Source organism: Inquilinus ginsengisoli (assembly GCF_050434925.1).
GTDB classification, from domain to species: domain Bacteria; phylum Pseudomonadota; class Alphaproteobacteria; order DSM-16000; family Inquilinaceae; genus Inquilinus; species Inquilinus ginsengisoli_B.
Genome location: NZ_JBNDJK010000001.1, coordinates 947,398 through 969,576, shown reverse-complemented (window position 1 = coordinate 969,576; position 22,179 = coordinate 947,398). Strand labels below are relative to the sequence as shown.

The 22,179-nt window shown below is 68.3% G+C and carries 23 protein-coding genes; 13 read left to right on the top strand and 10 right to left on the bottom strand.

Translation table 11 applies throughout. From position 1 onward, the window contains the following. Nucleotides 1-12: 12 nt before the first annotated feature. Both rsmG and mnmG read right to left on the bottom strand, forming a co-directional pair. Nucleotides 13-639: a 16S rRNA (guanine(527)-N(7))-methyltransferase RsmG gene (rsmG, locus tag QFZ27_RS04815; RefSeq protein WP_429224954.1), complete on the bottom strand. Its 627-nt coding sequence runs from the start codon at nt 637-639 to the stop codon at nt 13-15. A gap of 135 nt (nt 640-774) precedes the next feature. Next, nucleotides 775-2,646 (bottom strand): tRNA uridine-5-carboxymethylaminomethyl(34) synthesis enzyme MnmG, encoded by a 1,872-nt coding sequence (gene mnmG / locus QFZ27_RS04810; protein ID WP_429224953.1) that lies wholly within the window; start codon nt 2,644-2,646, stop codon nt 775-777. A 152-nt stretch (nt 2,647-2,798) separates the two neighbouring features. On the opposite strand from mnmG, the gene QFZ27_RS04805 reads away from it, so the two are divergent. The 4 genes from QFZ27_RS04805 (at nt 2,799) to QFZ27_RS04790 (ending at nt 4,571) form a co-directional block, all read left to right on the top strand. Next, a complete protein-coding gene (locus QFZ27_RS04805) occupies nt 2,799-3,050 on the top strand; it encodes an AbrB/MazE/SpoVT family DNA-binding domain-containing protein (RefSeq protein ID WP_429224952.1) in 252 nt (83 codons plus the stop codon). Next, a complete protein-coding gene (locus tag QFZ27_RS04800) occupies nt 3,047-3,445 on the top strand; it encodes a type II toxin-antitoxin system VapC family toxin (RefSeq protein ID WP_429224951.1) in 399 nt (132 codons plus the stop codon). The genes QFZ27_RS04805 and QFZ27_RS04800 overlap by 4 nt, the downstream gene beginning before the upstream one ends. A 67-nt stretch (nt 3,446-3,512) precedes the next feature. Further along, entirely contained in the window at nt 3,513-4,031 is a 519-nt protein-coding gene (locus QFZ27_RS04795) for a SecDF P1 head subdomain-containing protein (protein ID WP_429224950.1), read from the top strand. 60 nt (nt 4,032-4,091) lie between these two features. Continuing rightward, entirely contained in the window at nt 4,092-4,571 is a 480-nt protein-coding gene (locus QFZ27_RS04790) for a preprotein translocase subunit SecD family protein (protein WP_429224949.1), read from the top strand. 13 nt (nt 4,572-4,584) lie between these two features. Here QFZ27_RS04790 and mnmE read toward each other — a convergent pair whose 3' ends face one another. After that, the gene (mnmE, locus tag QFZ27_RS04785) at nt 4,585-5,904 is read right to left on the bottom strand and encodes a tRNA uridine-5-carboxymethylaminomethyl(34) synthesis GTPase MnmE (RefSeq protein ID WP_429224948.1); all 1,320 of its coding nucleotides are present in this window, start codon (nt 5,902-5,904) and stop codon (nt 4,585-4,587) included. A 46-nt stretch (nt 5,905-5,950) separates the two neighbouring features. After that, nucleotides 5,951-6,196 carry a DUF6489 family protein gene (locus QFZ27_RS04780; RefSeq protein ID WP_429224947.1) on the bottom strand — a complete coding sequence of 82 codons (246 nt, stop codon included), beginning with the start codon at nt 6,194-6,196 and terminating at the stop codon, nt 5,951-5,953. Nucleotides 6,197-6,282: 86 nt separating this feature from the next. Here QFZ27_RS04780 and QFZ27_RS04775 point away from each other — a divergent pair, with 86 nt between their 5' ends. The 6 genes from QFZ27_RS04775 to QFZ27_RS04750 all read left to right on the top strand — a co-directional run bounded on the left by QFZ27_RS04775 (nt 6,283) and on the right by QFZ27_RS04750 (nt 13,548). Beyond that, nucleotides 6,283-8,295 (top strand): thioredoxin domain-containing protein, encoded by a 2,013-nt coding sequence (locus QFZ27_RS04775; RefSeq protein ID WP_429224946.1) that lies wholly within the window; start codon nt 6,283-6,285, stop codon nt 8,293-8,295. Continuing rightward, nucleotides 8,292-8,795 carry a methylated-DNA--[protein]-cysteine S-methyltransferase gene (locus QFZ27_RS04770; protein ID WP_429224945.1) on the top strand — a complete coding sequence of 168 codons (504 nt, stop codon included), beginning with the start codon at nt 8,292-8,294 and terminating at the stop codon, nt 8,793-8,795. Before QFZ27_RS04775 ends, QFZ27_RS04770 begins: the two co-directional genes overlap by 4 nt. Nucleotides 8,796-8,918: 123 nt before the next feature. Then, on the top strand, nt 8,919-9,614 hold the full coding sequence (locus QFZ27_RS04765; protein ID WP_429224944.1) for a dienelactone hydrolase family protein: 696 nt from the start codon (nt 8,919-8,921) through the stop codon (nt 9,612-9,614). A 9-nt stretch (nt 9,615-9,623) separates the two neighbouring features. Further along, complete coding sequence (locus QFZ27_RS04760) at nt 9,624-10,598, top strand: quinone oxidoreductase family protein (protein ID WP_429224943.1); 975 nt, start codon at nt 9,624-9,626, stop codon at nt 10,596-10,598. 274 nt (nt 10,599-10,872) lie between these two features. Next, nucleotides 10,873-12,216, top strand: coding sequence for a calcium-binding protein (locus QFZ27_RS04755; protein WP_429224942.1), 1,344 nt, complete (start codon nt 10,873-10,875; stop codon nt 12,214-12,216). A 54-nt stretch (nt 12,217-12,270) separates the two neighbouring features. Then, a complete protein-coding gene (locus QFZ27_RS04750; protein WP_429224941.1) occupies nt 12,271-13,548 on the top strand; it encodes a hypothetical protein in 1,278 nt (425 codons plus the stop codon). Nucleotides 13,549-13,623: 75 nt separating this feature from the next. On the opposite strand, the gene QFZ27_RS04745 is transcribed toward QFZ27_RS04750, so the two are convergent. Beyond that, nucleotides 13,624-14,259 (bottom strand): TetR/AcrR family transcriptional regulator, encoded by a 636-nt coding sequence (locus QFZ27_RS04745; protein WP_429224940.1) that lies wholly within the window; start codon nt 14,257-14,259, stop codon nt 13,624-13,626. A gap of 120 nt (nt 14,260-14,379) precedes the next feature. On the opposite strand from QFZ27_RS04745, the gene QFZ27_RS04740 reads away from it, so the two are divergent. Both QFZ27_RS04740 and QFZ27_RS04735 read left to right on the top strand, forming a co-directional pair. Further along, a complete protein-coding gene (locus QFZ27_RS04740) occupies nt 14,380-15,468 on the top strand; it encodes an HlyD family secretion protein (protein ID WP_429224939.1) in 1,089 nt (362 codons plus the stop codon). Beyond that, complete coding sequence (locus QFZ27_RS04735) at nt 15,465-17,063, top strand: DHA2 family efflux MFS transporter permease subunit (RefSeq protein WP_429224938.1); 1,599 nt, start codon at nt 15,465-15,467, stop codon at nt 17,061-17,063. Before QFZ27_RS04740 ends, QFZ27_RS04735 begins: the two co-directional genes overlap by 4 nt. 15 nt (nt 17,064-17,078) lie before the next feature. Here QFZ27_RS04735 and QFZ27_RS04730 read toward each other — a convergent pair whose 3' ends face one another. Beyond that, nucleotides 17,079-17,444 (bottom strand): hypothetical protein, encoded by a 366-nt coding sequence (locus QFZ27_RS04730; protein ID WP_429224937.1) that lies wholly within the window; start codon nt 17,442-17,444, stop codon nt 17,079-17,081. A gap of 142 nt (nt 17,445-17,586) precedes the next feature. Further along, on the bottom strand, nt 17,587-18,843 hold the full coding sequence (rho, locus tag QFZ27_RS04725; protein ID WP_429224936.1) for a transcription termination factor Rho: 1,257 nt from the start codon (nt 18,841-18,843) through the stop codon (nt 17,587-17,589). Between the two features lie 277 nt (nt 18,844-19,120). Here rho and QFZ27_RS04720 point away from each other — a divergent pair, with 277 nt between their 5' ends. Next, nucleotides 19,121-19,564, top strand: coding sequence for a hypothetical protein (locus tag QFZ27_RS04720; protein ID WP_429224935.1), 444 nt, complete (start codon nt 19,121-19,123; stop codon nt 19,562-19,564). Between the two features lie 12 nt (nt 19,565-19,576). Here the strand turns inward: QFZ27_RS04720 and hemJ are convergent, their stop codons facing one another. From hemJ to hemE, 3 genes are read right to left on the bottom strand one after another with little or no spacing between them, the layout of a single operon-like run. Next, entirely contained in the window at nt 19,577-20,014 is a 438-nt protein-coding gene (hemJ, locus tag QFZ27_RS04715) for a protoporphyrinogen oxidase HemJ (protein ID WP_429224934.1), read from the bottom strand. Nucleotides 20,015-20,025: 11 nt separating this feature from the next. Continuing rightward, nucleotides 20,026-21,063, bottom strand: a complete 1,038-nt coding sequence (gene hemH / locus QFZ27_RS04710; protein WP_429224933.1) for a ferrochelatase — start codon at nt 21,061-21,063, stop codon at nt 20,026-20,028. Then, nucleotides 21,060-22,133, bottom strand: a complete 1,074-nt coding sequence (gene hemE / locus QFZ27_RS04705; RefSeq protein ID WP_429224932.1) for a uroporphyrinogen decarboxylase — start codon at nt 22,131-22,133, stop codon at nt 21,060-21,062. Before hemE ends, hemH begins: the two co-directional genes overlap by 4 nt. Between the last annotated feature and the right edge of the window lie 46 nt (nt 22,134-22,179).

The following is a 22,179-nucleotide window of genomic DNA, read 5'->3' as shown; positions in this document are numbered from 1 at the left end:
ATGTGGGCGTCGTCAGCCACGGGCGAACCCCTCGATGCGGATGAGCACGGCGTCGGGATCGGTCCGGCTCGGATGGAGGTCTATGGTCATCTTCGATGATGCAGGCAGGGTGGTCAATTCGGCCTCGGCACCACGGCCCTTGGGAAAGAGCGCGACGGTGTGCGGACCGGCGAATCGGGAGGCGTAGCCAAGCAGGACGGGCAGGGCGGCCAGGGCGCGGGCGGTCACCACATCCGCCGGAAAGGGCGTGACCTGTTCGACCCGCTTGGCATGGACCGTCACCGGCACCCGTGTTTCACGTGAAACGGCGCGCAGGAATTCGGCCTTGCGCTGATCGCTCTCGATCAGATGGGTCTCCAGCCCGGTCGCCAGCGCCAGCACCATCCCTGGGAAACCGGCGCCGCTGCCGAGATCGACCAGCACCTTGGCGCCTGCCGGGATCAGCGGCACCAGCTGCAGTGAATCCTCGAAATGCCGGCGCCGCAGCTCGGGCAGGGTCGAAGGCGCAACCAGATTGATCGCCCCCTGCCACTTCCGCAGCAGCGCCTCGTAGCGGTCGAGTTTTTCCGAGAGATCCGGGGGAAGTGGGCCGGACGCGAAGGCCTCCGTCATGACGCGGAGCGGCAAGGCATAGCGCACTGCCTCTCCCGCTTCCCAATGCCGTCATTGCGAGGAGGCGAAGCCGACGAAGCAATCCAGAGGCCGGTTCGTGGCGCCTCTGGATTGCTTCGCTGCACTCGCAATGACGACGTGGGATGGGAAAAGCGGCTCTGATCAGGCGATGGCACGCCGGTCCTCCCCTTCGCGCCGGACATGCTTCAGCAGGGCCACCAGCGCCGCCGGGGTCACGCCGGGCAGCCGGGCCGCGGCGCCAAGGGTCGGCGGCCGCGATCGCTTCAGAATCTGCCGGGTCTCGGCCGACAGGCTGCCGATGGCGTCGAAATCCAGCTCCGCCGGCAAAGCCAGCCCCTCATCGCGTCGGAAGGCGCGGATGTCGGCCTCCTGCCGGTCGAGATAGCCGGCGTATTTCGCCTCGGTCTCGATCTGCTCCGCCACCGACTCCGGCCACTCCGCCAGTTCCGGCCAGATGCGGGCGAGGGCTGGCAGGTCGACGCCGGGATAGCGCAGCAGGTCCATGCCGTCGCGGCGCACGCCGTCCTGGTTGACGGCGAGACCGTGCCGCCGCGCCTCGGTCGGGGTCAGCGACAGCGCCCGGATCCGCTGCCGCGCCGTCTCCAGCGCCGCGGACTTGCGAGCGAACAGATCCTGCCGGTCCGCCCCGACGCAGCCGGCGGCGATGCCGCGGGCGGTCAGGCGCTGGTCGGCATTGTCGGCGCGCAGCACCAGCCGGTATTCGGCGCGCGAGGTGAACATGCGGTAGGGCTCGGGCGCGCCGCGGGTGACCAGGTCGTCGATCATCACCCCGGTATAGGCCTCGGCCCGGTCGAGCAGCAGCGGGTCGTCGCCGGCCACGGCGCGGGCGGCGTTCAGCCCGGCCATCAGCCCCTGGGCCGCTGCCTCCTCATAGCCGGTGGTGCCGTTGATCTGCCCGGCCAGGAACAGCCGCGGCACCGCCCGCAGCGTCAGCGACCGGTCGAGCTGCCGCGGATCGACGAAATCGTATTCGATGGCATAGCCGGGGCGCAGGACAACGGCCTTCTCCAGCCCCGGAATGCCGCGCACCAGCCCCTCCTGCACGTCGCGGGGCAGGGAGGTGGAGATGCCGTTGGGGTAGACCGTCGGATCGTCCAGCCCCTCCGGCTCCAGGAAGATCTGGTGCCGCTCCTTGTCGGCGAACCGCACCACCTTGTCCTCGATCGAGGGGCAGTAGCGCGGGCCGACGCTGTCGATCTGTCCGGAATACATCGGCGCCCGGTGCAGGTTGGCGCGGATCAGCGCATGCGCCGCCGGCGTCGTGTAGGTGATGAAGCAGGAGACCTGCGGCACGGTGATGCGGTCGGTGAGGTCGGAGAACGGCACCGGCGGGTCGTCGCCCTTCTGCTCCTCCAGCGCCGCCCAGTCGATGGTGCGGCCGTCGAGCCGCGGCGGCGTGCCGGTCTTGAGCCGGCCGAGGGTGAGGCCGAGCCGCTGCAGCGTCCCGGCCAGGCCGATCGACGGCGCGTCGCCGACCCGGCCCGCCGGACGCTGCTCCTCGCCAATATGGATCAGCCCGTTGAGGAAGGTGCCGGTGGTCAGCACCACGGCCCCGGCCGCCAGGGTGCGGCCGTCGGCCATCACCACGCCGGAGACGGCGCACGCCGAATCGAACACCAGATCCTCGACCGAGCCGGCGACGAGGTCGAGATCCGACTGCTCGGCCAGCACTGCCTGCATCGCCTGGCGGTACAGCTTGCGGTCGGCCTGGGCGCGGGGTCCGCGCACGGCCGGCCCCTTGCTGCGGTTGAGGATGCGGAACTGGATGCCGGCGCGATCGATCACCCGGCCCATGACGCCGTCCAGCGCATCGATCTCGCGCACCAGATGGCCCTTGCCCAGGCCGCCGATGGCCGGGTTGCAGGACATCTCGCCGATCGACTCTCGCCGCTGGGTGACCAGCGCCGTGCGCGCGCCGAACCGCGCCGCGGCCGCCGCCGCCTCGCATCCGGCATGGCCGCCGCCGACCACGATGACATCGTACTGTTCCATGGCGGCGGACTTTACGGAGGCGACGCCGCAGGGTCAAATGCGGGCACGCGAAAGCGGTGGTGTTTCACGTGAAACATGCGGGCTGGAGTTGCAGGCTTGAAGGTAAGGCGTTTTGGCATTACCTGTGAGCAGGACTGCCTCATGAGGCTGCAATGACGACATTGACGATTACCGCAAAGGGGCAGGTCACCCTCCGAAAAGACCTGCTGCGGCACCTCGGCGTGGAGCCCGGCCAGAAGATCGAGGTCGACAAGCTGCCCGACGGACGAATCGAGGTGAAGGCGGCCCGAACCACGGGAAGCATCGACGACTTCATCGGGCTTCTCGCCGGCAAGACCAGGAAGGTCGCGACCATCGAGGAGATCGACCGGGCTGCCGCTGCCGGATGGGCTGGCGAGGAATGAAGATCACTGCCGACACCAATATCCTCATCCGCAGCGTCGTCGGTGACGATGCAGGGCAAGCCCGCACTGCCGCAAAGGTGCTGAAAGACGCCGAACTGATCGCGGTCGCAATCGCAAGTCTGTGTGAGTTCGTCTGGGTGCTCCGGAAGGTCTATGGCCTGAGTCGATCCGATATCGCCGCTGCCCTGCGCGCCCTCATCGGCACCAGGAACCTGGTCGTCAACCGGCCCGCGGCCGAGGCCGGCCTAGCCACATTTGAAGCCGGCGGCGACTTCGCCGATGGCGTGATCGCCTTCGAGGGAAACTGGCTCGGCGGCGAGACCTTCGTGTCCTTCGACAGGAAGGCCGTCGCGGTGCTGACCGAACAGGGCCGATCGGCCAACCTGCTCGCCTGATCCCGTCCGGGCATCGTCTGGCTGCGCTGTTTCGCGTGGAACGCCAGGGTCAAGGGAGACATTGCCCATGCTGTCCATCCTCTCCACCCTTGCCGTCGCGATCACAAGCCTCGTTGCCGCGCTGGCGGCTCCGATCGAGGGTCCGTCGGCGGCACGGGTCGCCGCGCCGGATGTGCAGCTACGCTTCGCTGAGACCAATCCGGCGCCAGGCCTGACTCGAATCGAGGGCAACGGCCGGATCCTCTACCTGCAGCCCGAAGCCGTATTGTCGACCTCGGACATCGCCTCGGCCGCCCTCGGCACTGATCCATTCTCAGCAAGCCCGGTCGTCGAGCTAACTCTGACACCGATTGGCCGCGACCGTCTGGCCCGGGCCACCACCGCCAATGTCGGCCGGATCCTGGCCGTTCTGGTCGACGACACGCTGATCACGGCGCCGATCATCCGCGAGCCGATCCTTGGCGGCCGGGTGCAGATCAGCGGCCTGATGACGGTCGCCGAGGCCACGGATCTCGCGCGACTATTGGGTGTCGGACCCCGCAGCCGCTCCCTCGCTGATGCGCTGCAGGGCGGCCTATTCCGATAGACCCCCCGGCGCTTCAAGGGGGCGAGTTCGCAAGATCACCAATGTGGGAGAGTGTTTCACGTGAAACAGGTCGCTGCACTGACGCGCCGGGCGGCAATCCACACGATCCTTGGGGTCTCCGCCGGGGCTATGATCGGCGGGTGCGTGCCGGGCCCTTCACCAAGCAGGCGGACCTTTCCAGCCGGTCTGTCGGTTCACCTCGCAGAACAGTCTTCCGGGCCCGGCTTGCAGCCACTCTCGTCACCCGCGGCCACTGTCTATCTGCATCCCGAGCCGCTGATCACCAGCGCGGATACGTCTCTGAGCCGTGTCCTCGCATCGCCATTCGGTGACTATCGAGTCGTGGTCCAGCTCAAGGACGGCGTTCCCGACCGCCTCGCTCCCATCCTGCGGGAGCATCAAGGCGGCATGCTGGCCATCAGTGTCGATGGCCGGCTCGTCTCAACGCAACCTATCGACGATTCCTCCTTCCGCGGCCGCCTGACCATCGCCAACAATTTCTCGAAGGAGGACGCCGAGACGGTTGCGAGGGCGATCTGAGCCCAGGCTCCGTTCACTTGCCGATGCAGAAGCTGCCGAACAGCAGGTCGAGCATATCCTCGACATCGACCCGGCCGGTGATGCGGCCGATCGCGCGCAGGGCCAGGCGCAGGTCCTCCGCCGCCAGCTCCGGCAGCGGCGCGGACGGAACCCGGACGAGGGCGTCGCGCGCATCCTCCAGCGCCGCGCGGTGGCGAGCGCGGGTGAGGGCCGGGGAGCCGTCGCCGGTCAGCCGCCGCTCTACCGCCTGCGCCAGGACATCGAGCAGCCGATCGAGGCCGGCACCGGTGCGGACCGAGAGGGCGATCTCGTCCGCCGCCCGAGGCGCATCGGGCATGCAGTCGATCTTGTTGACGACGCGGATCGTGTCCGGCCCGGGACCGAGCGCCGGGTCGGCGGATATCGGCTCGCCGACATCGCGGATGACCAGTCGCAGGTCGGCCTCGGCAGCGCGGCGGTGGGAGCGGCGGATGCCCTCGGCCTCGATCTCGTCGGCCGTGTCGCGCAGCCCGGCGGTGTCAGCCAGCACCACGGGAAAGCCACGCAGGTCCAATGCGACCTCGACCACGTCTCGCGTCGTGCCCGGCCGGTCGGAGACGATGGCGGCGTCGCGCCGGGCCAACGCGTTCAGCAGGCTGGACTTGCCGGCATTGACCGGACCGAGGATGGCGATGTGCACGCCCTCGCGCAGCCGCTCGCCGCGGTCGGCATCGTCGAGATGGGCGGCGACCGCGGCGAAGACCTCGGCCACGATCCGCTCAGCCTCCGCGGCCAGATTCGGCGGCAGACCTTCATCGGGGAAGTCGAGCGCCGCCTCGGTCATCGCCAGGGCCCGCATCAGCGCCGACCGCCAGCCCTCATAGAGCTGGCCGAGCGCACCGCCGAGCTGGCGCAGCGCCTGCAGCCGCTGAGCCCGGGTCTCGGCGTCGACCAGGTCGGCCACCGCCTCGGCCTCGGTCAGGTCGAGCTTGCCAGCCAGGAAGGCGCGCTTGGTGAACTCGCCGGGTTCGGCCGGGCGCAGCCCTGCGATCCGGGACAGTGCTTCGACCACGCCACGGGTCACCGCCCGGCCGCCATGGAGATGCAGCTCGACGACGTCCTCGCCGGTGTAGCTGGCCGGACCCGAGAACCAGAGGGCGAGCCCGCGGTCCAGCGGAGCGCCGTCAGCCGGGTCGCGCAGCTCCGCCAGCGTCGCCAGGCGAGGGGTGGGCAGGGGGCGGCCGGTCAGAGCCGACAGCGCCGGCCCGGCGCCAGGGCCGGAGATCCGCAGCACCGCCACCCCGCCACGCCCGGTAGGGGTCGCCGGGGCGAAGATGGTGTCGCGGGTGGTCATCGACCGGCCTGCGCTCCTGCCGGTGTTTCACGTGAAACACGCACGCTCAGGACTTGCCTCCCTTGCCGCCGGTCATGCTCTGCCAGAAGGCGCGCTGCAGCGTCTCAAAACCCTCCATGCTGGCCGGCAGCCAGGTCTTGAACAGCGCCTCCGGCTCCATCGCCGCGAGATTGGCGCGCATCCGGTCCTCCAGATCCTTCATCAGGGCCTGCTGCATCGGGCCGACATCCGGCAGGCCGAAGAAGGCCCGCGCCTCCTCCGGCGTGCATTCGATATCGATCGAAACCTTCACGGGATCCTCCGGCGGTGTTGGCGGCGTTATCCTGGCAGGAGAGTATAGCGTCCGGCGCCAGCGCCGTAACACAGCAGGATATCGACATGCCGAACCGCCTCGCCCAGGAGACCAGCCCCTATCTGCTGCAGCACGCCGACAACCCGGTGGACTGGCAGCCCTGGGGTCTGGAGGCCTTCGCCCGGGCCCGGGCCGAGAACAAGCCGGTGCTGCTGTCGGTCGGCTACGCCGCCTGCCACTGGTGCCATGTGATGGCGCATGAGAGCTTCGAAGACCCCGCCACCGCCGCAGTCATGAACGAGCTGTTCGTGTCGATCAAGGTCGACCGCGAGGAACGGCCGGATGTCGACACCATCTACCAGTCGGCACTGGCGATGCTGGGCCAGCAGGGCGGCTGGCCGCTGACCATGTTCCTGACCCCGGACGGTGCGCCCTTCTGGGGCGGCACCTATTTCCCGCCGACCAGCCGTTGGGGCCGGCCCGGCTTCACCGACGTGCTGCGCGGCCTGTCCGCCGCCTATGCCACCGAGCCGGAGAAGGTGACCAGCAACGTCGCCGCGCTGGCCGAAGCGCTGGCCAAGCAGTCCGAGAATCAGCCCGGGGCCGGGCTGAGCCTGGAGGTGCTGGACCAGGTGGCGAAGCAGCTGGCCGGGCAGTTCGACCCGGTCTGGGGCGGGCTGCGCGGCGCCCCGAAATTCCCGCAGCCAGGGCTACTTGAGCTGCTGTGGCGCGGATGGCGCCGGTCGCGGCAGCCGGCTTGGCGTGATGCCGTTCTGCGCAGCCTGACGGCGATGAGCCAGGGCGGGATCTACGACCATCTCGGCGGCGGCTTCGCCCGCTATTCCACCGACGAGGAATGGCTGGCGCCGCATTTCGAGAAGATGCTGTACGACAACGCCCAGCTGATCGACCTGCTGACCCTGGCCTGGCAGGAGACGCGCGATCCCCTGTACGCGTCCCGGGTCGAGGAGACGGTCGCCTGGATCGAGCGCGAGATGATCGCCGAGGGCGGCACCTTCGCCGCCACGCTCGACGCCGACAGCGAGGGCGAGGAGGGCCGCTTCTACGTCTGGAGCGAGCCCGAGATCGACGCCGTACTCGGCGAGCGCTCGGCCGCGTTCAAGCAGGCGTACGACGTGACTCCCGACGGCAATTGGGAAGGCAAATCCATTCTCAACCGCCGACACGATCCAGCGCTGCGAGATGCCGAAACCGAAGCCGCGCTCACCGCGGATCGTGCCGTACTCCTCGACCGTCGCGGTGTACGCGTACGGCCGGGCTGGGACGACAAGGTGCTGGCCGACTGGAACGGGCTGATGATCGCGGCGCTAGCCCGGGCGGCCCAAGCTTTCGACCGGCCGGAGTGGATCGGGCTGGCCGAGACCGCCTTCGCCGCCGTGGTCCGACAGCTCGGGCAGGGCGATCGCCTCGCCCATGCCTGGCGCCGCGGCAAGGCCACCGCGCCCGGGCTGCTGGAAGACTATGCCGATATGGCTGCGGCGGCGCTGGCGCTGCACGAGGAGACCGAGACCCCGGCCTATCTCGAGCATGCCAAGATGTGGACCGCGGTGCTCGATCGACATTTCTGGGATGGCGGCCGCAGCGGGTACTTCCTGACCGCGGATGACGGCGAGGCGCTGATCGTGCGCACCAAGAGCGCGTACGACGCCGCAGTCCCGTCCGGCAACGGCACCATGCTCGGCGTGCTGACGCGGCTGCATCACCTGACCGGCGACCGGCTGTACGCCTTGCGCGCCGATTCCCTGATCGCGGCCTTCACCGGCGAGCTGCAGCGCAACTTCATCCCGCTCGCCACCTGGCTGAACCGGGCCGAGGACCGGATGGAGCCGCTGCAGATCGTGGTCATCGGCGCGAAGGACGATCCCGCCACGCAGGCGCTGCTGCGGGCGGTGCACGGCCGGTCGCTGCCGGGCCGGATGCTGCTCCGGCTCGACTCGGGCGCTGTGCTGCCGGAAGATCATCCCGCCGCCGGCAAGACGATGCTGAACGGCAACCCGACCGCCTATCTCTGCCGCGGGCCGGTGTGCCAGGCACCGGTCACCGAGCCGCAGGCGCTGTTGGAGCTTATCGGATCGTGACTGCTCGAAGCCGGACGCCCGCCGACCGGGCCGCCGCCACGATCGACACCCCGGTCGGGCCGGTGCGGATCACCGTCGCCGGCGGCGTGGTGGCCGCGGTCGACCATGTCCAGGATCCGGCCGACGATACGCCGCCGACGGACAAGCTGCTGCGCCGGGCGATCCGGCAGATCGAGGAATACTTCGCCGGCAGGCGGCGCCGCTTCGACTTGCCGATGGCGCCGGCCGCCAGCCTGTTCCAGCAGCGGGTGCGGCAGGCGATCATCGACATCCCGTATGGCGAGGCCGCGTCCTATGGCGGCGTCGCCCATATCCTGAACAGCGGCCCGCGCGCCGTCGGCCAGGCCTGCGGCCGCAACGACCTGGTGCTGCTGGTGCCTTGCCACCGCGTCATCGGCGCCGGCGGCACCCTCGGCGGCTACGGCAGCACCTCCGGCCTGGAGCGCAAACGACGGCTGCTCGAATTTGAGGGCTATCCGGGCAAATTCTCAGCGAATTGACTCGAAGCGAGGCCGCGTCGTCGAGCTGTTCGGCCGCCGTGACAAGGCCGGCATGGTCCGGCTATCGTCCTCCCCTTGCTTCGATTGCCTCGTCCACCGCAACGCTCGAGGGAGAGCGATTCCATGGCGACAGTCACCATCACCGCTGCCGATGGCGGCCGCTTCAACGCGTATCTGGCGCGGCCGGCCTCGGGCTCGGGGCCGGGCATCCTCGTGATCCAGGAGATCTTCGGCGTCAACGCGGTGATGCGCCAGATCTGCGACGACCTCGCCGCCCAGGGTTATGTCGCCCTGTGCCCCGACCTGTTCTGGCGGCAGGAACCGGGCGTCGACATCACCGACAAGTCGCAGGCGGAGTGGGACAAGGCCTTCGCCTTGTTCAACGGCTTCAACGAGACTGCCGGCGTCGAGGACCTGATCGCCTCGCTGGCGGCGCTGCGCGACCTGCCGGAATGCTCCGGCCGCGCCGGCGCGCTGGGCTATTGCCTGGGCGGCCGCCTGGCCTTCCTGATGGCCACCCGGTCCGACGCCGACTGTGCCGTCAGCTATTACGGCGTCGGCATCGACAAGCTGCTCGGCGAGGCCAGCGCCATCACCCGGCCGCTGATGCTGCACATCGCCGAAAAGGACCGCTTCGTGCCGCCGGAGGCGCAAGCCGAGATCCGCGCCCGCATGGCGTCGCTGCCGACGGTCACGGTGCACGCCTATCCCGGTCTCGACCACGCCTTCGCCCGCGTCGGCGGCGAGCATTACGACGCGGCCGGCGCCACCCTGGCGAACGACCGCACCGCCGCCTTCCTGCAAACCCATCTCGGCTGAGGGAACCCCATGGTCCACGCCATCCGCATCCATGAGAACGGCGGCCCGGAGACGATGCGCTGGGAGCCGGTCGACGTGCCGGCGCCAGGCCCGGGCGAGGTCCGGATCCGCCACACCGCGGTCGGCCTCAACTACATCGACACCTATATCCGCGCCGGCCTCTACAAGGCGCAGTTGCCGCTGGTGCTGGGCCAGGAGGCGGCCGGCGAGGTCGTCGCCGCCGGCCCGGACGTCACCGGCTTCAAGCCCGGCGACCGCGTCGGCTACGGCAACGGCCCGACCGGCAGCTATGCCGAGGAGCGGGTGATCCCGGCCGAGAAGGTGGTGAAGATCCCGGACGGGGTCACCGACCGCACCGCAGCCGCGATCCTGCTGAAGGGGCTGACCGCCTGGTACCTGCTGCGCCGGACCTTCCCGGTGCAGCCCGGCCAGACCATCCTGTTCCACGCCGCCGCCGGCGGCGTCGGGCAGATCGCCTGCCAATGGGCCAAGCATCTCGGCGCCACGGTGATCGGCACCGCCGGCGGGCCGGAGAAGGTGGCACTGGCCCGCGCCGCCGGCTGCGATCACGTGATCGACTATTCGACCGAGGATTTCGTCGCTCGCGTCCGCGCCATCACCGGCGGCAAGGGCGTGCCGGTGGTCTATGACGGCGTCGGCAAGACCACCTTCGACGGCTCGCTCGACTGCCTGTCGCCGCGCGGCATGATGGTGACCTTCGGCAACGCCTCCGGCCCGGTGGCGCCGATCAGCCCGCTGCTGCTGTCGCAGAAGGGCTCGCTGTTCCTGACCCGGCCGACGCTCGGCAGCTACATCGCCACAAGGCCGGAATACGAGGCCGCGGCGGCGGAGCTGTTCGACGTGGTGGCGAAAGGCGCGGTGAAGATCTCGATCGCCCAGACCTACCCGCTGCGCGAGGCCGCCCAGGCCCATCGCGACCTGGAGGCGCGGAAGACCACCGGGTCGACGGTGCTGCTGCCGTAACGCGGCAAGTCCGAATTCGGAAAGACGCAGGGCCGGGTGGCGGAGATCGCCATCCGGCCCTTTTTTTGCCGGCAGGCCGGACCCGCGCGCCATCAGCAAAATTTTTCCCCTTTCCCCTCCCATATGGGCCTGCCCGGCAGCAGCGAAGACGGGATACAGCGATCTAACCGGCGGGTTCCTTGGAGCGCTGCGTTCCTCCCGACGGAGACAAGACAGTCCCGGCCGCTCCTTGGCGCCCGGCAGAGGTCCGTCCATCAGCTCATGAGGCAAGCCCATGGCGATCATCAATGGCACCCCGGGTGACGACGTCTTCGCCGGTGGCGACGAGAATGACACGATCAATGGTCTCGGGGGCAATGACGTGCTCCTCGGCAACGGCGGCGACGACGAGCTCATCGGTGGCGACGGCAATGACGAACTCTATGGCGGCGGCGGCAGCAACACCCTGAACGGTGGCGGCGGCGACGATCTGGTCACCGTCACCCGGACATTCAGCGACCCGGCCAGCGTCGACGTCGCCGACGGCGGGGCCGGGGCCGACACCCTGATCGTGGATTTCGCCGGCTCCGGCCTTCAGCTCACCTTTACGCTGAACGGGGTGAGCGGCGATGGCTCGATCAGCTCCTCGAATTTCGAGGCGCTGGCTTACTCCGGCGGGAGCGGGAACGACATCGTCACCGGCGCGGCGGGCAGCGACCAGCTGTTCGGCTACGCCGGCAGCGACACGCTGGCCGGGGCAGCCGGAGCGGATCAGCTCGACGGCGGCGACGGCAACGACGTGCTCCGTGGCGGCGCCGGGGCGGATGCGATCGACGGCGGCGCCGGCATCGACACCGCCAGCTACTACTACGCCGTCACCGGCGTCTCGATCGACCTGGGGGGCCACACCGCCAGCGGCGGCGAGGCCCAGGGCGACGCTCTGACCGGCATCGAAAACCTCACTGGCGGCCAAGCCAACGACACCCTCGCCGGCGACGCCGGGGCCAACACGCTGGCCGGCTGGAACGGCAACGACGTTCTCCGCGGCGGGGCCGGTGCCGACCGTCTCGACGGCGGCGTCGGCACCGACACGGCCAGCTATTACAACGCCGTCACCGGGGTCGTGGTCAGCTTGGCCAGCGGCCTCGGCAGCGGCAGCGAAGCCCAAGGCGATACCCTCTCCGGCATCGAGAACCTCTCCGGCGGCCAGGGCTGGGACAGCCTGTACGGCAATGCCGGCGCCAATGTGCTGCAAGGGTGGAACGGCAACGACCTTCTCGTCGGACGGGCCGGCAAGGACACCCTCACCGGCGGCGCCGGGGCGGACCGGTTCCAGTTCACCGCCGTCGGCGACAGCGTCGTCGGTGCCAATGCCGACCGGATCACCGACTTCAGCCGGGCGCAGGGCGACAAGATCGACCTGTCGGGGATCGACGCCAACACCGGCGCGGCAGGCAACCAGGCCTTCAGCTTCATCGGCTCCGGCCTGTTCACCGACAATGCCAGCGAGCTGCGCGCCGTGATCACCAGCCCCGGCGTCACCACGGTCGCCGGCGACGTCAACGGCGACGGCGTCTCCGACTTCCATATCACCCTCACCGGCAGCCTCAGCCTCGTCGCCGCCGACTTCGTCCTCTAGCGCCCCCGGCGCGACAGAGCGACCTCAACTCCCGACCCGCATCGGAGAACAGACATGAGCCAGGGTCTCAAAACTGCAGCCGCCGGCCTGATCGCAACCCTCCTCCTGACCATGCCGCCGGCAGAGGCGGCGCAGAGCCAGTCGGCAACCGTCAACGGCGTGACCGTCGACCGGGTGACATGGCGGGGTTCGGATGGCGGGATACGCACCGCTTCGCTCAAGCGCCAGGGCAACGGCAACACGGGCAATGGCGGCTATGCGATCCAGCTGACCTATCCCTATCTGTTGAACGGCGTCTCCACCACGATGACCGTCAATGCCAGCAGTGCCGGAGACGGCTTCGGCTATTTCGTGGCGCATGAGCGCTACCGGCTATTCTCCGACGGCACGGAATCGCCGATCGCCCAAAAGATCTTCGGGGCCGACGATTCGCCGCTGGGCCTCGGCTTCGCCGTCACGGGCCGGATCGTGCCGAGCACGAGGAATCGCGTCATCGTCGAATACAAGACGACCTACCCGAAATATGGCACCATCGCCCCGAACGGCATCGATCCCAACACCGGCCAGGACAGCCCGCCGCTCGGCACCAGCCCGGCGCTGTTCAAGCGCTATGACCTGCCGGTCACGATCACCTGGTACTTCCAGGACGGGGCCAACTGGCCGCTGATCGTGACGAAGGTCAGCCTCGCGCCCCTGCCGGGCGCCGACCGGGTCAGCTTCGACGTGCGCGGTCCCTACGGAAAGCTGAACTTCGACGGCGGCAACAACCCCATTCGCCAAGTGATGTGGGCGGATCGCTACCACTTCACCACGACCACCGACCCGCTGACGCGCAACGCCACCTGGACCTGGACCGGGGCCAATACGGGCGCGCGGTTCTCGGCCCTGCTGGCCGGCCAGTTCGAGATGGGGCTGCTCGAGCCGACGCTGTATTCCACGTCCGCCCTGCGCGACGGCTATTCCGAAGGGCGCGGCAAGACCTCGGCGACATACAATGGCGGCAATGGCTGTCCCTTCCAGATGCAGAAGCTGCCCTGCGACTACGAATGGCCATATCAGTCGTCGCAATACGAGCTGCCCTACGACAATCCCAACGGCACCACGGTGTCGGAAAAGATGGCCTGGGGCTCGACGCCCTATTACGGCACCAGCCTCGCTTCCGTGTTTGATGGCGTCCAGTCGGTGCCGTTCAACGGCTTCCCGCAGAACCGGATCATCGAATACCGGGTCTGCCTGATCCTGGGCCCGCGGACGGCCGGCGGCCTGACCAAAGCCATCGCTGCGCGGACACCGGGCAGCTACGACTGCGCGGTAAAGCCGTCCGGCCTCTGACCCGCTGAACGTCGGACACCGCCGGCCGCTTCGGCGGCGGTGTCCGATGTCCTCACCCGGCCTGCCGAAGTCTGGTCAGGGCGTCGGCGCCGCGTAGGCGCGCAGAAAGGCGTCGACGCCGCTCTTCAGGCCACGCTCGATCCGCTCCTCGCTCGGCATCTCAATGCCGAGCTCCATTCGCATCTTCATATGGCCGAGGATCATGGCGCCGAACTGCTCGGCCGCCAGTTCCGGGTCCGGCACCGCCAGCACGCCGCGCGCATTCGCGGCGGCGAAAAAGGTCGTCAGGTGAGCCTTGCCCTGGCCCGGCCCGGCCTCGTACATCGCCCGCCCGAGCTCCGGGAAACGGCCCGCCTCCGCCAGCACGTTGCGGTACACTTTGATCACGTCCGGGTTCAGGATGAAGCGCAGCAACGTGCCGCCGGCCTCCATCAGCGCGGCCCGCAGGTCATCCGGCGGCGGCGACATCGCCGCCAGCCGCTCGAACGCCAGGCAGGCGCTGCCGACGATGGCCGCGAACAGCTCCTCCTTGCTGGTGAAATGGGCGTACAGGGTGGCCTTGGACACGCCGGCCTCGCGTGCGATCGCGTCCATGCTGGCCGCGCCATAGCCCTGTTCCAGGAAGATGCTGTACGCCGCCTTGAGGATCTGGCTCGGCTTCCGGCTGGCTGCGGCTGGCGGCGGAAGCGTGTCGGTGAACGGGCAGGTCATCGGCCTAGGATACGTGGAGATTGCGCTAAACTGAACCGTTCAGTTTCGTCTTGACAGGAGATAGGGCAAACAGCAACTTTCCGCAACAAGACTGAACGGTTCAGTTCACCCCGGTGCCCCATGCGCAAGCCCATCATCGTCGTCGCGGCCCTGGCCGCCATCACTGCCGTCGGCTTTTTCGGCTACCGGTGGTGGACCGTCGACCGGTTCTTCGAGACCACCGACAATGCCTATGTGCAGAGCGACACCACCACGCTGAGCCCGCAGGTCGAGGGCGCGGTGACGGCGGTGCTGGTCACCGACAATCAGATGGTGAAGGCCGGCGACCCGCTGGTCCGGATCGACGACCGCGACTACCGCGCCCAGCTGGCGCAGGCGAAGGCGGAGTTGTCGGCCCAAGCTGCGACGCTGGCGTCGATCGAGCAGCAGCTGGCGCTGCAGGATTCGATGATCGCCCAGGCCAAGGCCAGCGTCGACCAGGCAACCGCCACCCTGGCCCAGACCGGCAACGATCTGGAGCGGGCGCGCCGGCTGTGGGAGACCCGCAACGGCAGCCAGCAGGCCTTCGAGACCGCCGACACCGAGCACAAGCGCGCCGACGCGGCCCTCGCTAGCGCCCAGGCGGCGCTGACCAACCAGCAGGGCCAGACCGCGATCCTGCAGGCCTCGCACCGCCAGGCCCAGGCCCAGATCGAGCGGCTGACAGCGTCGGTCGACCTGGCCCAGATCAGCCTCGACCGCACCGTGATCCACGCGCCGGTCGATGGCGTCGTCGGCAACAAGGGGGTCGAGGTCGGGCAGTATGTGAGGGCCGGCACGCAGGTGATGTCCATCGTGCCGCTGCCTAGCGTCTATATCGTCGCCAACTTCAAGGAGACCCAGCTGGCGGAGATGCGGGTCGGCCAGACGGTAACGATGTCGATCGACGCTTTTCCGGGCAGGTCGCTGACCGGCAAGGTCGAGAGCTTCGCCCCGGCCAGCGGCGCCGAGTTCAGCCTGCTGCCGGCGGAGAACGCGACCGGCAACTTCACCAAGATCGTGCAGCGCGTGCCGGTGCGGATCGCGGTGCCGGCCGACAACCAGCTCAGCGGCCTGCTGCGGCCCGGCCTGTCGGTCGGCGTCGCGGTCGACACGCGCGAGGAGGGCACCGGTCCGCTGCTGGCCAGCGGCATCTTCGGCGCCGCCATGGCCGCCGAGTTCCGGCGGTGAGCTCGACGACGGTTGACGCGCTGCCGGCCCCTGCCCCGGCGGCGCCGAAACGTGCCGGCGCCAGCACGCGCGAGACGATCGGGTTCTTCACCATGGTCGTCGGCATGTTCATGGCGATCCTGGACATCCAGATCGTCTCCAGTTCGATCAGCGAGATCCAGGCCGGCCTTGCGGCCAGCCCCGATGAGATCAGCTGGGTGCAGACCGCCTATCTGATCGCCGAGGTGGTGATGATCCCGCTGTCGGGGTTCCTCTCCCGCCTGCTGTCGACCCGGATCCTCTACGTCATCTCCGCGGCCAGCTTCACCCTCGCCAGCCTGGCCTGTGCCGTGGCCTGGAACATCGAATCGATGATCGTGTTCCGGGCGCTGCAGGGCTTCCTCGGCGGGGCGATGATCCCGACCGTCTTCGCCGCCTCCTTTATCCTGTTTCCGCCGGAGCGGCGGGCCGGCATCTCGGTGCTGATCGGCCTGGTCGCGACCATGGCTCCGACCATCGGGCCGACGCTCGGCGGCTATCTGACCCAGGCCTTCTCCTGGCACTGGCTGTTCCTGATCAACGTCATCCCCGGCGTGCTGGTGACCACCGGTGTGTGGTTCCTGGTCAAGTTCGACAAGCCGAATCTGGAGCTGCTCAAGGGCTTCGATTTCGCCGGCCTGGGGCTGATGGCGCTGTTCCTCGGCAGCCTGGAATATGTGTTCGAGGAAGGGCCGCGCTGGGACTGGTTCGAGGACCGGTCGATCTTCACCTTCGCCGTGATCGGGACGCTGGCCGGGATCGCCTTCTTCGCCCGGGTGCTGAGCGCCAGGAACCCGATCGTCGATCTGCGCGCCTTCGCCGACCGCAACTTCTCGCTCGGCTGCCTGTACAGCCTGATCATCGGCGTCGGCCTGTATGGCGCGGTCTACATCGTGCCCCTGTTCCTGGGCCGGGTGCGCGGCCTGAACAGCCTGCAGATCGGCGAGATCATGTTCGTCACCGGCGTGTTCCAGTTCATCTCGGCGCCGGTCGCCGGCATGCTGTCGAAGAAGCTGGATCTGCGGCTGATGCTCGGCATCGGCCTCGTCGCCTTCGGCACCGGGGTCTACATGATGACCTGGATCACCGCCGATTGGAGCTTCTGGGAGCTGTTCTGGCCGCAAGCGATCCGCGGCATGTCGCTGATGCTGCTGTTCCTGCCGATCAACACCCTGGCACTCGGCACCCTGCCCCCCGACAAGATCAAGAACGCATCTGGCCTCTACAACCTGATGCGCAATATGGGCGGCGCCTTCGGCCTGGCCGGGATCAACACAGTGATGATCGACCGGGCGGCGCTGCACGGCTCGCGCATCGCCGAGCACATGACCTTGACCAACCCGCAGGTGCAGGCGACGGTCGACAGTTTCAGCCAGAAGTTCTCGGCGGCCGGCCTCGGCAACCCGGATCTCGCCGCGGTGAAGATGCTGGACAACATGGTGCTGCAGCAAGCGCAGGTGCTGACCTTCGCCGACTGCTTCTTGCTGATGGCGCTGCTGTTCTACGCCGGGCTGCTGCTGATGCCGCTGCTGCGCGCGCCGAAGCCCGCGCCCGGCGGCGGTGGCGGCGGGCACTGAGACGGCGCTTGGGCCTCAGACCGGCGGGAGCGTCGCCCCGTTTCGGGCATAGACCTGGGCGATCCGACAGCTCAGCGGGTCGTATTGAACTACGATCGCGCCCGGCCGGCCAGGCTGCTTAACCCAGGCTTGGCGCGCCGCCAGGCTGTACTCGGTCGGAGAGCCGGGCGTGAATGGCGCGATCTCAATGCTGGAGATGCCGCCCGCCGTGAGATGATAAGCCGCGAGCGCGCCGGCGACGCGGCCGGAGCAGGCGTCGCCCCCCATCAGGCTGCGGACCTTTTCAGCCAGCGCCGGATCGGGCGTCGCCGACGGTGGGACCAGACCGGCGCAGCCCGACAGCGCCAGGACGAGGGCGAGGCTGGAGCGGAGCTTGGCCATACTGATCCCCACAGCTGGTTTCGCCAGCGAAATGGTGATGCCAACATGTCCGGTCAACCGGGACGCAGCGCAACGCTGACCCGAAAATGGAAAGGCCGCCGGTCCTGCGACCGGCGGCCCTTTCGTCGTCCCGAGCGGGACGTTACTGGTTCATGCTCTCGAAGAAATCCGCGTTCGACTTGCTGTGCTTCAGCTTGTCCATCAGGAACTCCATCGCATCCGTCGGGCCCATCGGCATCAGGATGCGGCGCAGCACCCACATCTTCGACATCGTGGCCTTGTCGACCAGCAGCTCTTCCTTGCGGGTGCCGGACTTGCCGATGTCGATCGCCGGGAAGGTGCGGCGGTCGGACAGCTTGCGATCGAGGATGATCTCGGAGTTGCCGGTGCCCTTGAACTCTTCGAAGATCACCTCGTCCATCCGGCTGCCGGTGTCGATCAGCGCGGTGGCGATGATGGTCAGGCTGCCGCCTTCCTCGATGTTGCGGGCGGCACCGAAGAAGCGCTTCGGCCGCTGCAGCGCGTTGGCGTCGACACCGCCGGTCAGCACCTTGCCGGAGGACGGCACCACGGTGTTGTAGGCGCGGGCCAGACGGGTGATCGAATCGAGCAGGATGACGACATCCTTCTTGTGCTCGACCAGGCGCTTGGCCTTCTCGATCACCATCTCGGCCACCTGGACGTGGCGCGTCGCCGGCTCGTCGAAGGTCGAGGAGATGACCTCACCCTTCACCGACCGGTCCATGTCGGTCACTTCCTCCGGCCGCTCATCGATCAGCAGCACGATCAGGAAGGCGTCCGGGTGGTTCTCGGCGATCGAATTGGCGATGTTCTGTAGCATCACCGTCTTGCCGGTGCGCGGCGGCGCCACAATCAGGGCGCGCTGGCCCTTGCCGAGGGGCGAGACCAGATCGATGATCCGGCCGGTCATGTTCTTCTTGGTCGGGTCGATCAGCTCCATCCGCAGCGCATCGTCGGGATAGAGCGGGGTCAGGTTGTCGAAGGTGACCCGGTGCCGGACGTTGTCCGGCTCCTCGAAATTGATCTTGTTGACCTTGGTGAGCGCGAAATAGTGCTCGTTTTCCTTCGGGGCGCGGATCTCGCCCTCGATGGTGTCGCCGGTGCGCACGCCGAAGCGGCGGATCTGCTGCGGCGATATGTAGATGTCGTCCGGGCCGGGAAGATAATTCGATTCCGGGGAGCGCAGAAATCCGAAGCCGTCAGGCAGGGCTTCGAGCACGCCCGATCCAAATATAGCGACGTCGTTATCGGCGAGCTGCTTGAGGATGGCGAACATCATGTCCTGCTTGCGCAGCATGCTCGCGTTTTCGACCTCGAGCTCTTCGGCATAGGCGAGAAGCTCGCTGGGAGTCTTCTCTTTCAGTTCTTGCAGATGCATGGGGACCCTGATGGGCGTGGACAGATCGCCGGCGGCGCGGCGTCTTTGGATTGATGTCTCGCTGGAAGCCTCGGTCCACGGCGCGAAGGGCTCGACCGTGCCGGCCCCTCTGACGAGGGCCGGAAGACCGCTGAGAACAGCAGATGGTTATCGAATGACTTGCCGCAAGTCAATCGTGCTGCCGCGTCCGGCGGCATATTGCGCCGGCGTGGCAGAAGCGGGAGGATCTCTCTAGGGAGAGGACATAGTCGATTGATTGTCGGGAGAGGGGATTTTGATGAGGAACACCGTCATTCTGGTGGTCGCCGTAGCCGCCTTGGGGTTGGCCAGTTGCAGCACCACGCCGCGTCAGGCGCCGACTGCGCCGGCAAGTCCGGCGGCCCTGGACCGGTCGGCTTCACTGCCGGTGGCCAGCTTCACTCCGGCCCAATGTTACGTGCCGCGTCCGAGGGGCGGCGACTACCGCTATTCGGGCGGGCCGGGCGATCGTCCGGAGACAGCGATCCTCATCCAAGGGGTCCAGAACGGCCTCGCAGGCGTTGATGCCGAATACGCGTATGTCAGCCGGCACCTGCGCGGGTGGAAAGTCTGCGGCCAAGCCCTTCTGAACCCGGGCAATCGGATCTATGACCAGCTGCTGCTGCAGGATCCGTCCGGGACGCCCCGGTCGATCCATTTCGACATCACCGAGTGGTTCGGGAAGGGGATGGGCCTGCCCTGATCGATCCGCCGCTCAGAACGGCCGAACGATCACCATCACCAGGATGACCAGCAGCAGCAGCGCCGGCACTTCGTTGACGATGCGGTAGAAGCGCTCGCTGTGGGGATTGCGGCCCTCGGCGAAACCCCGGCGCCAGCGGATGCACATGTGGTGCAGCACGGTCAGGATGACAACCCCCGTCAGCTTCACATGCAGCCAGCCCTCGGCGAAGAAGGCCCAGTCGGTCAGCCACAGCATGGTGATGCCGAACACCCAGGTCAGCACCGCCGAGGGTAGCATGATGCCGCGCATCAGGCGCCGCTCCATCACCCCGAAGCGCTCGTATTCCGGCGTCCCGGGCGTGGTCTGGGAATGGTAGACGAACAGCCGCGGCAGGTAGAGCATCCCCGCCATCCAGGAGATCACGAAGAAGACGTGGAGCGCCTTGATCCAGGGATAGAGCTCTGCCATTCGGTCCTCGCTCAAGCCGCCTTGCTGGGACACCCCGAGAACGCCGCCGGGCAGATCCGGCCGCCATCCCCGGCCTCACAGGCGGTGCCGCGGCGATGGCCGGCCCGCACCAGATCCGCCAGGCCGGCGATGAAGCCCTCATCCGCACCGACAGTGGGTACCCGCAGGTAGCACGGCGCGCCCGATTCGTCAGCCAGCTTGCGGTATTCGATGTCGAGCTCGACCAGCGTCTCGGAATGCTCGGAGACGAAGGCGATCGGCACCACCACGATCGGCCGCTTGGCATGCGCCGCCTCATGGATCACCGCCTCGGTCGACGGCTCGATCCATTTCAGCCGGCCGACCCGGCTCTGATAGGTCGAGACCCAGTCGAGATCCGGGATGCCGGAGGCCTCGGCGAGGGCCGCCGCGGTCCGCTCGCACTGCCATTGATAGGGGTCGCCGGCCTTGACGATCTTCTCCGGCAGGCCGTGGGCGGAGAACAGCACCCGCGGCCGGCCGTGGCGCGCCGCGTCCTCATGCGCCGTGCGCAGCCCGGCGGCCATGGCGGCGATGAAGCGGTGCTCGGTCGGATAGCAGCACACGGCCCGCGTCGGCACATCCAGCCGGGCGATCTTGCAGGCGTCCCGCCACACCCGTAGCGACGACGCGGTCGTGGTCGTCGAGAATTGCGGGTACAGCGGCAGCAGGATCACCTCGTCCGGGGCGAAGTCCTTTACCAGCATCGCCGTCTCCTGGCTCATCGGGTGCCAGTAGCGCATGGCGATGAATGTCTTCACCTCGCCGAGGTCGGCCAGTTCCGCCTCCAGCGCCCGGGCCTGGGCCTCGGTGTTGGGCAGCAGCGGCGAGCCGCCGCCGATCTCGGCATAGATGTCCTTGGCCAGACGGGTCCGTTTTTTGGCGATCGCCCAGGCCAGGATGACCCGCGCCGGGTTCGGGATGCGGATGATCGCCGGGTCGGCGAACAGGTTGAACAGGAAGGGCCGGATCGCGTCCGGATTGTCGGGACCGCCCAGGTTGAACAGGACGACGGCGATCCGACGGCTCATCCCCGGTCTCCCCGCAGATGCCGGACCAGGGCGGCGACATGCTCCGGCGGCGTCTTCTGCAGCACGCCATGGCCGAGATTGAACACGAAGGGGCCGCCGTCCAGCGCCGCCGTGATCGCATCGGCGGCCCTGATCATCGGTTCGCCGCCGGTCAGCAGCAGGACCGGGTCGAGATTGCCCTGCACCGCGGCCTTGGGCTGCAGCGCCTTCGCCGCCCAGCCCGGCGGCACGGTGGTGTCCAGCCCGACCGCATCCACGCCGGTGCCGGCGAGATAGCGCTCATACAGCAGCCCGGCGCCGCGCGGGAAGCCGATGATCGGCACCCCGGGCGCCGCGGCCCGCACCGCATCGACGATGCGCCTGGTCGGCGCGATCACCCAGCGCTCGAACTCCGCCTCCGGCAGCACCCCGGCCCAGCTGTCGAACAACTGCACGGCGTGAACCCCGGCGGCGACCTGGCGCAGCAGATAAGCGACGGTGGCCTCGACCAGCAGGTCGATCAGCCGGCCGAAGGTCTCGGGTTCGCCATAGGCCAGGCGCTTGACCACACCGTATTCCTTGCTGCCGCCGCCTTCGACCATATAGGTCGCCACGGTCCAGGGGGCGCCCGCGAAGCCGATCAGCGCGGTCTCGGGGGGGAGGGCCGCAGCCACCCGCCCGACGGTCTCGTAGACCGGCCCCAGCACCTCGTGCAGCCTGCCGGCGGACAGGCGGGCGATGCCGGCCGCGTCGGTCACCGGCTCCAGCTTCGGGCCTTCACCCTCGACATAGTCCAGCGCCTGGCCCAGCGCGTGCGGCACCACCAGGATGTCCGAGAACAGGATCGCCGCGTCCAGCCCATAGCGGCGGATCGGCTGCAGCGTCACCTCGGCGGCCAGCTCGGGGTTGTAGCAGAGGTCGAGAAAGCTGCCGGCCTGAGCCCGGAGTGCGCGGTACTCGGGCAGATAGCGCCCGGCCTGGCGCATCAGCCAGACCGGCGGCCGGGCCAGGGTCTCGCCAGCCAGGGCGCGCAGGAACGGCTTTGCCGGCGTCGCGGACGGTGTTTCCCGGCTCTGCCCATCCTTATCCATTAGAAAGAATCCTTAGTATTTGAGGATGTAGTGGATGCCTGTGGAT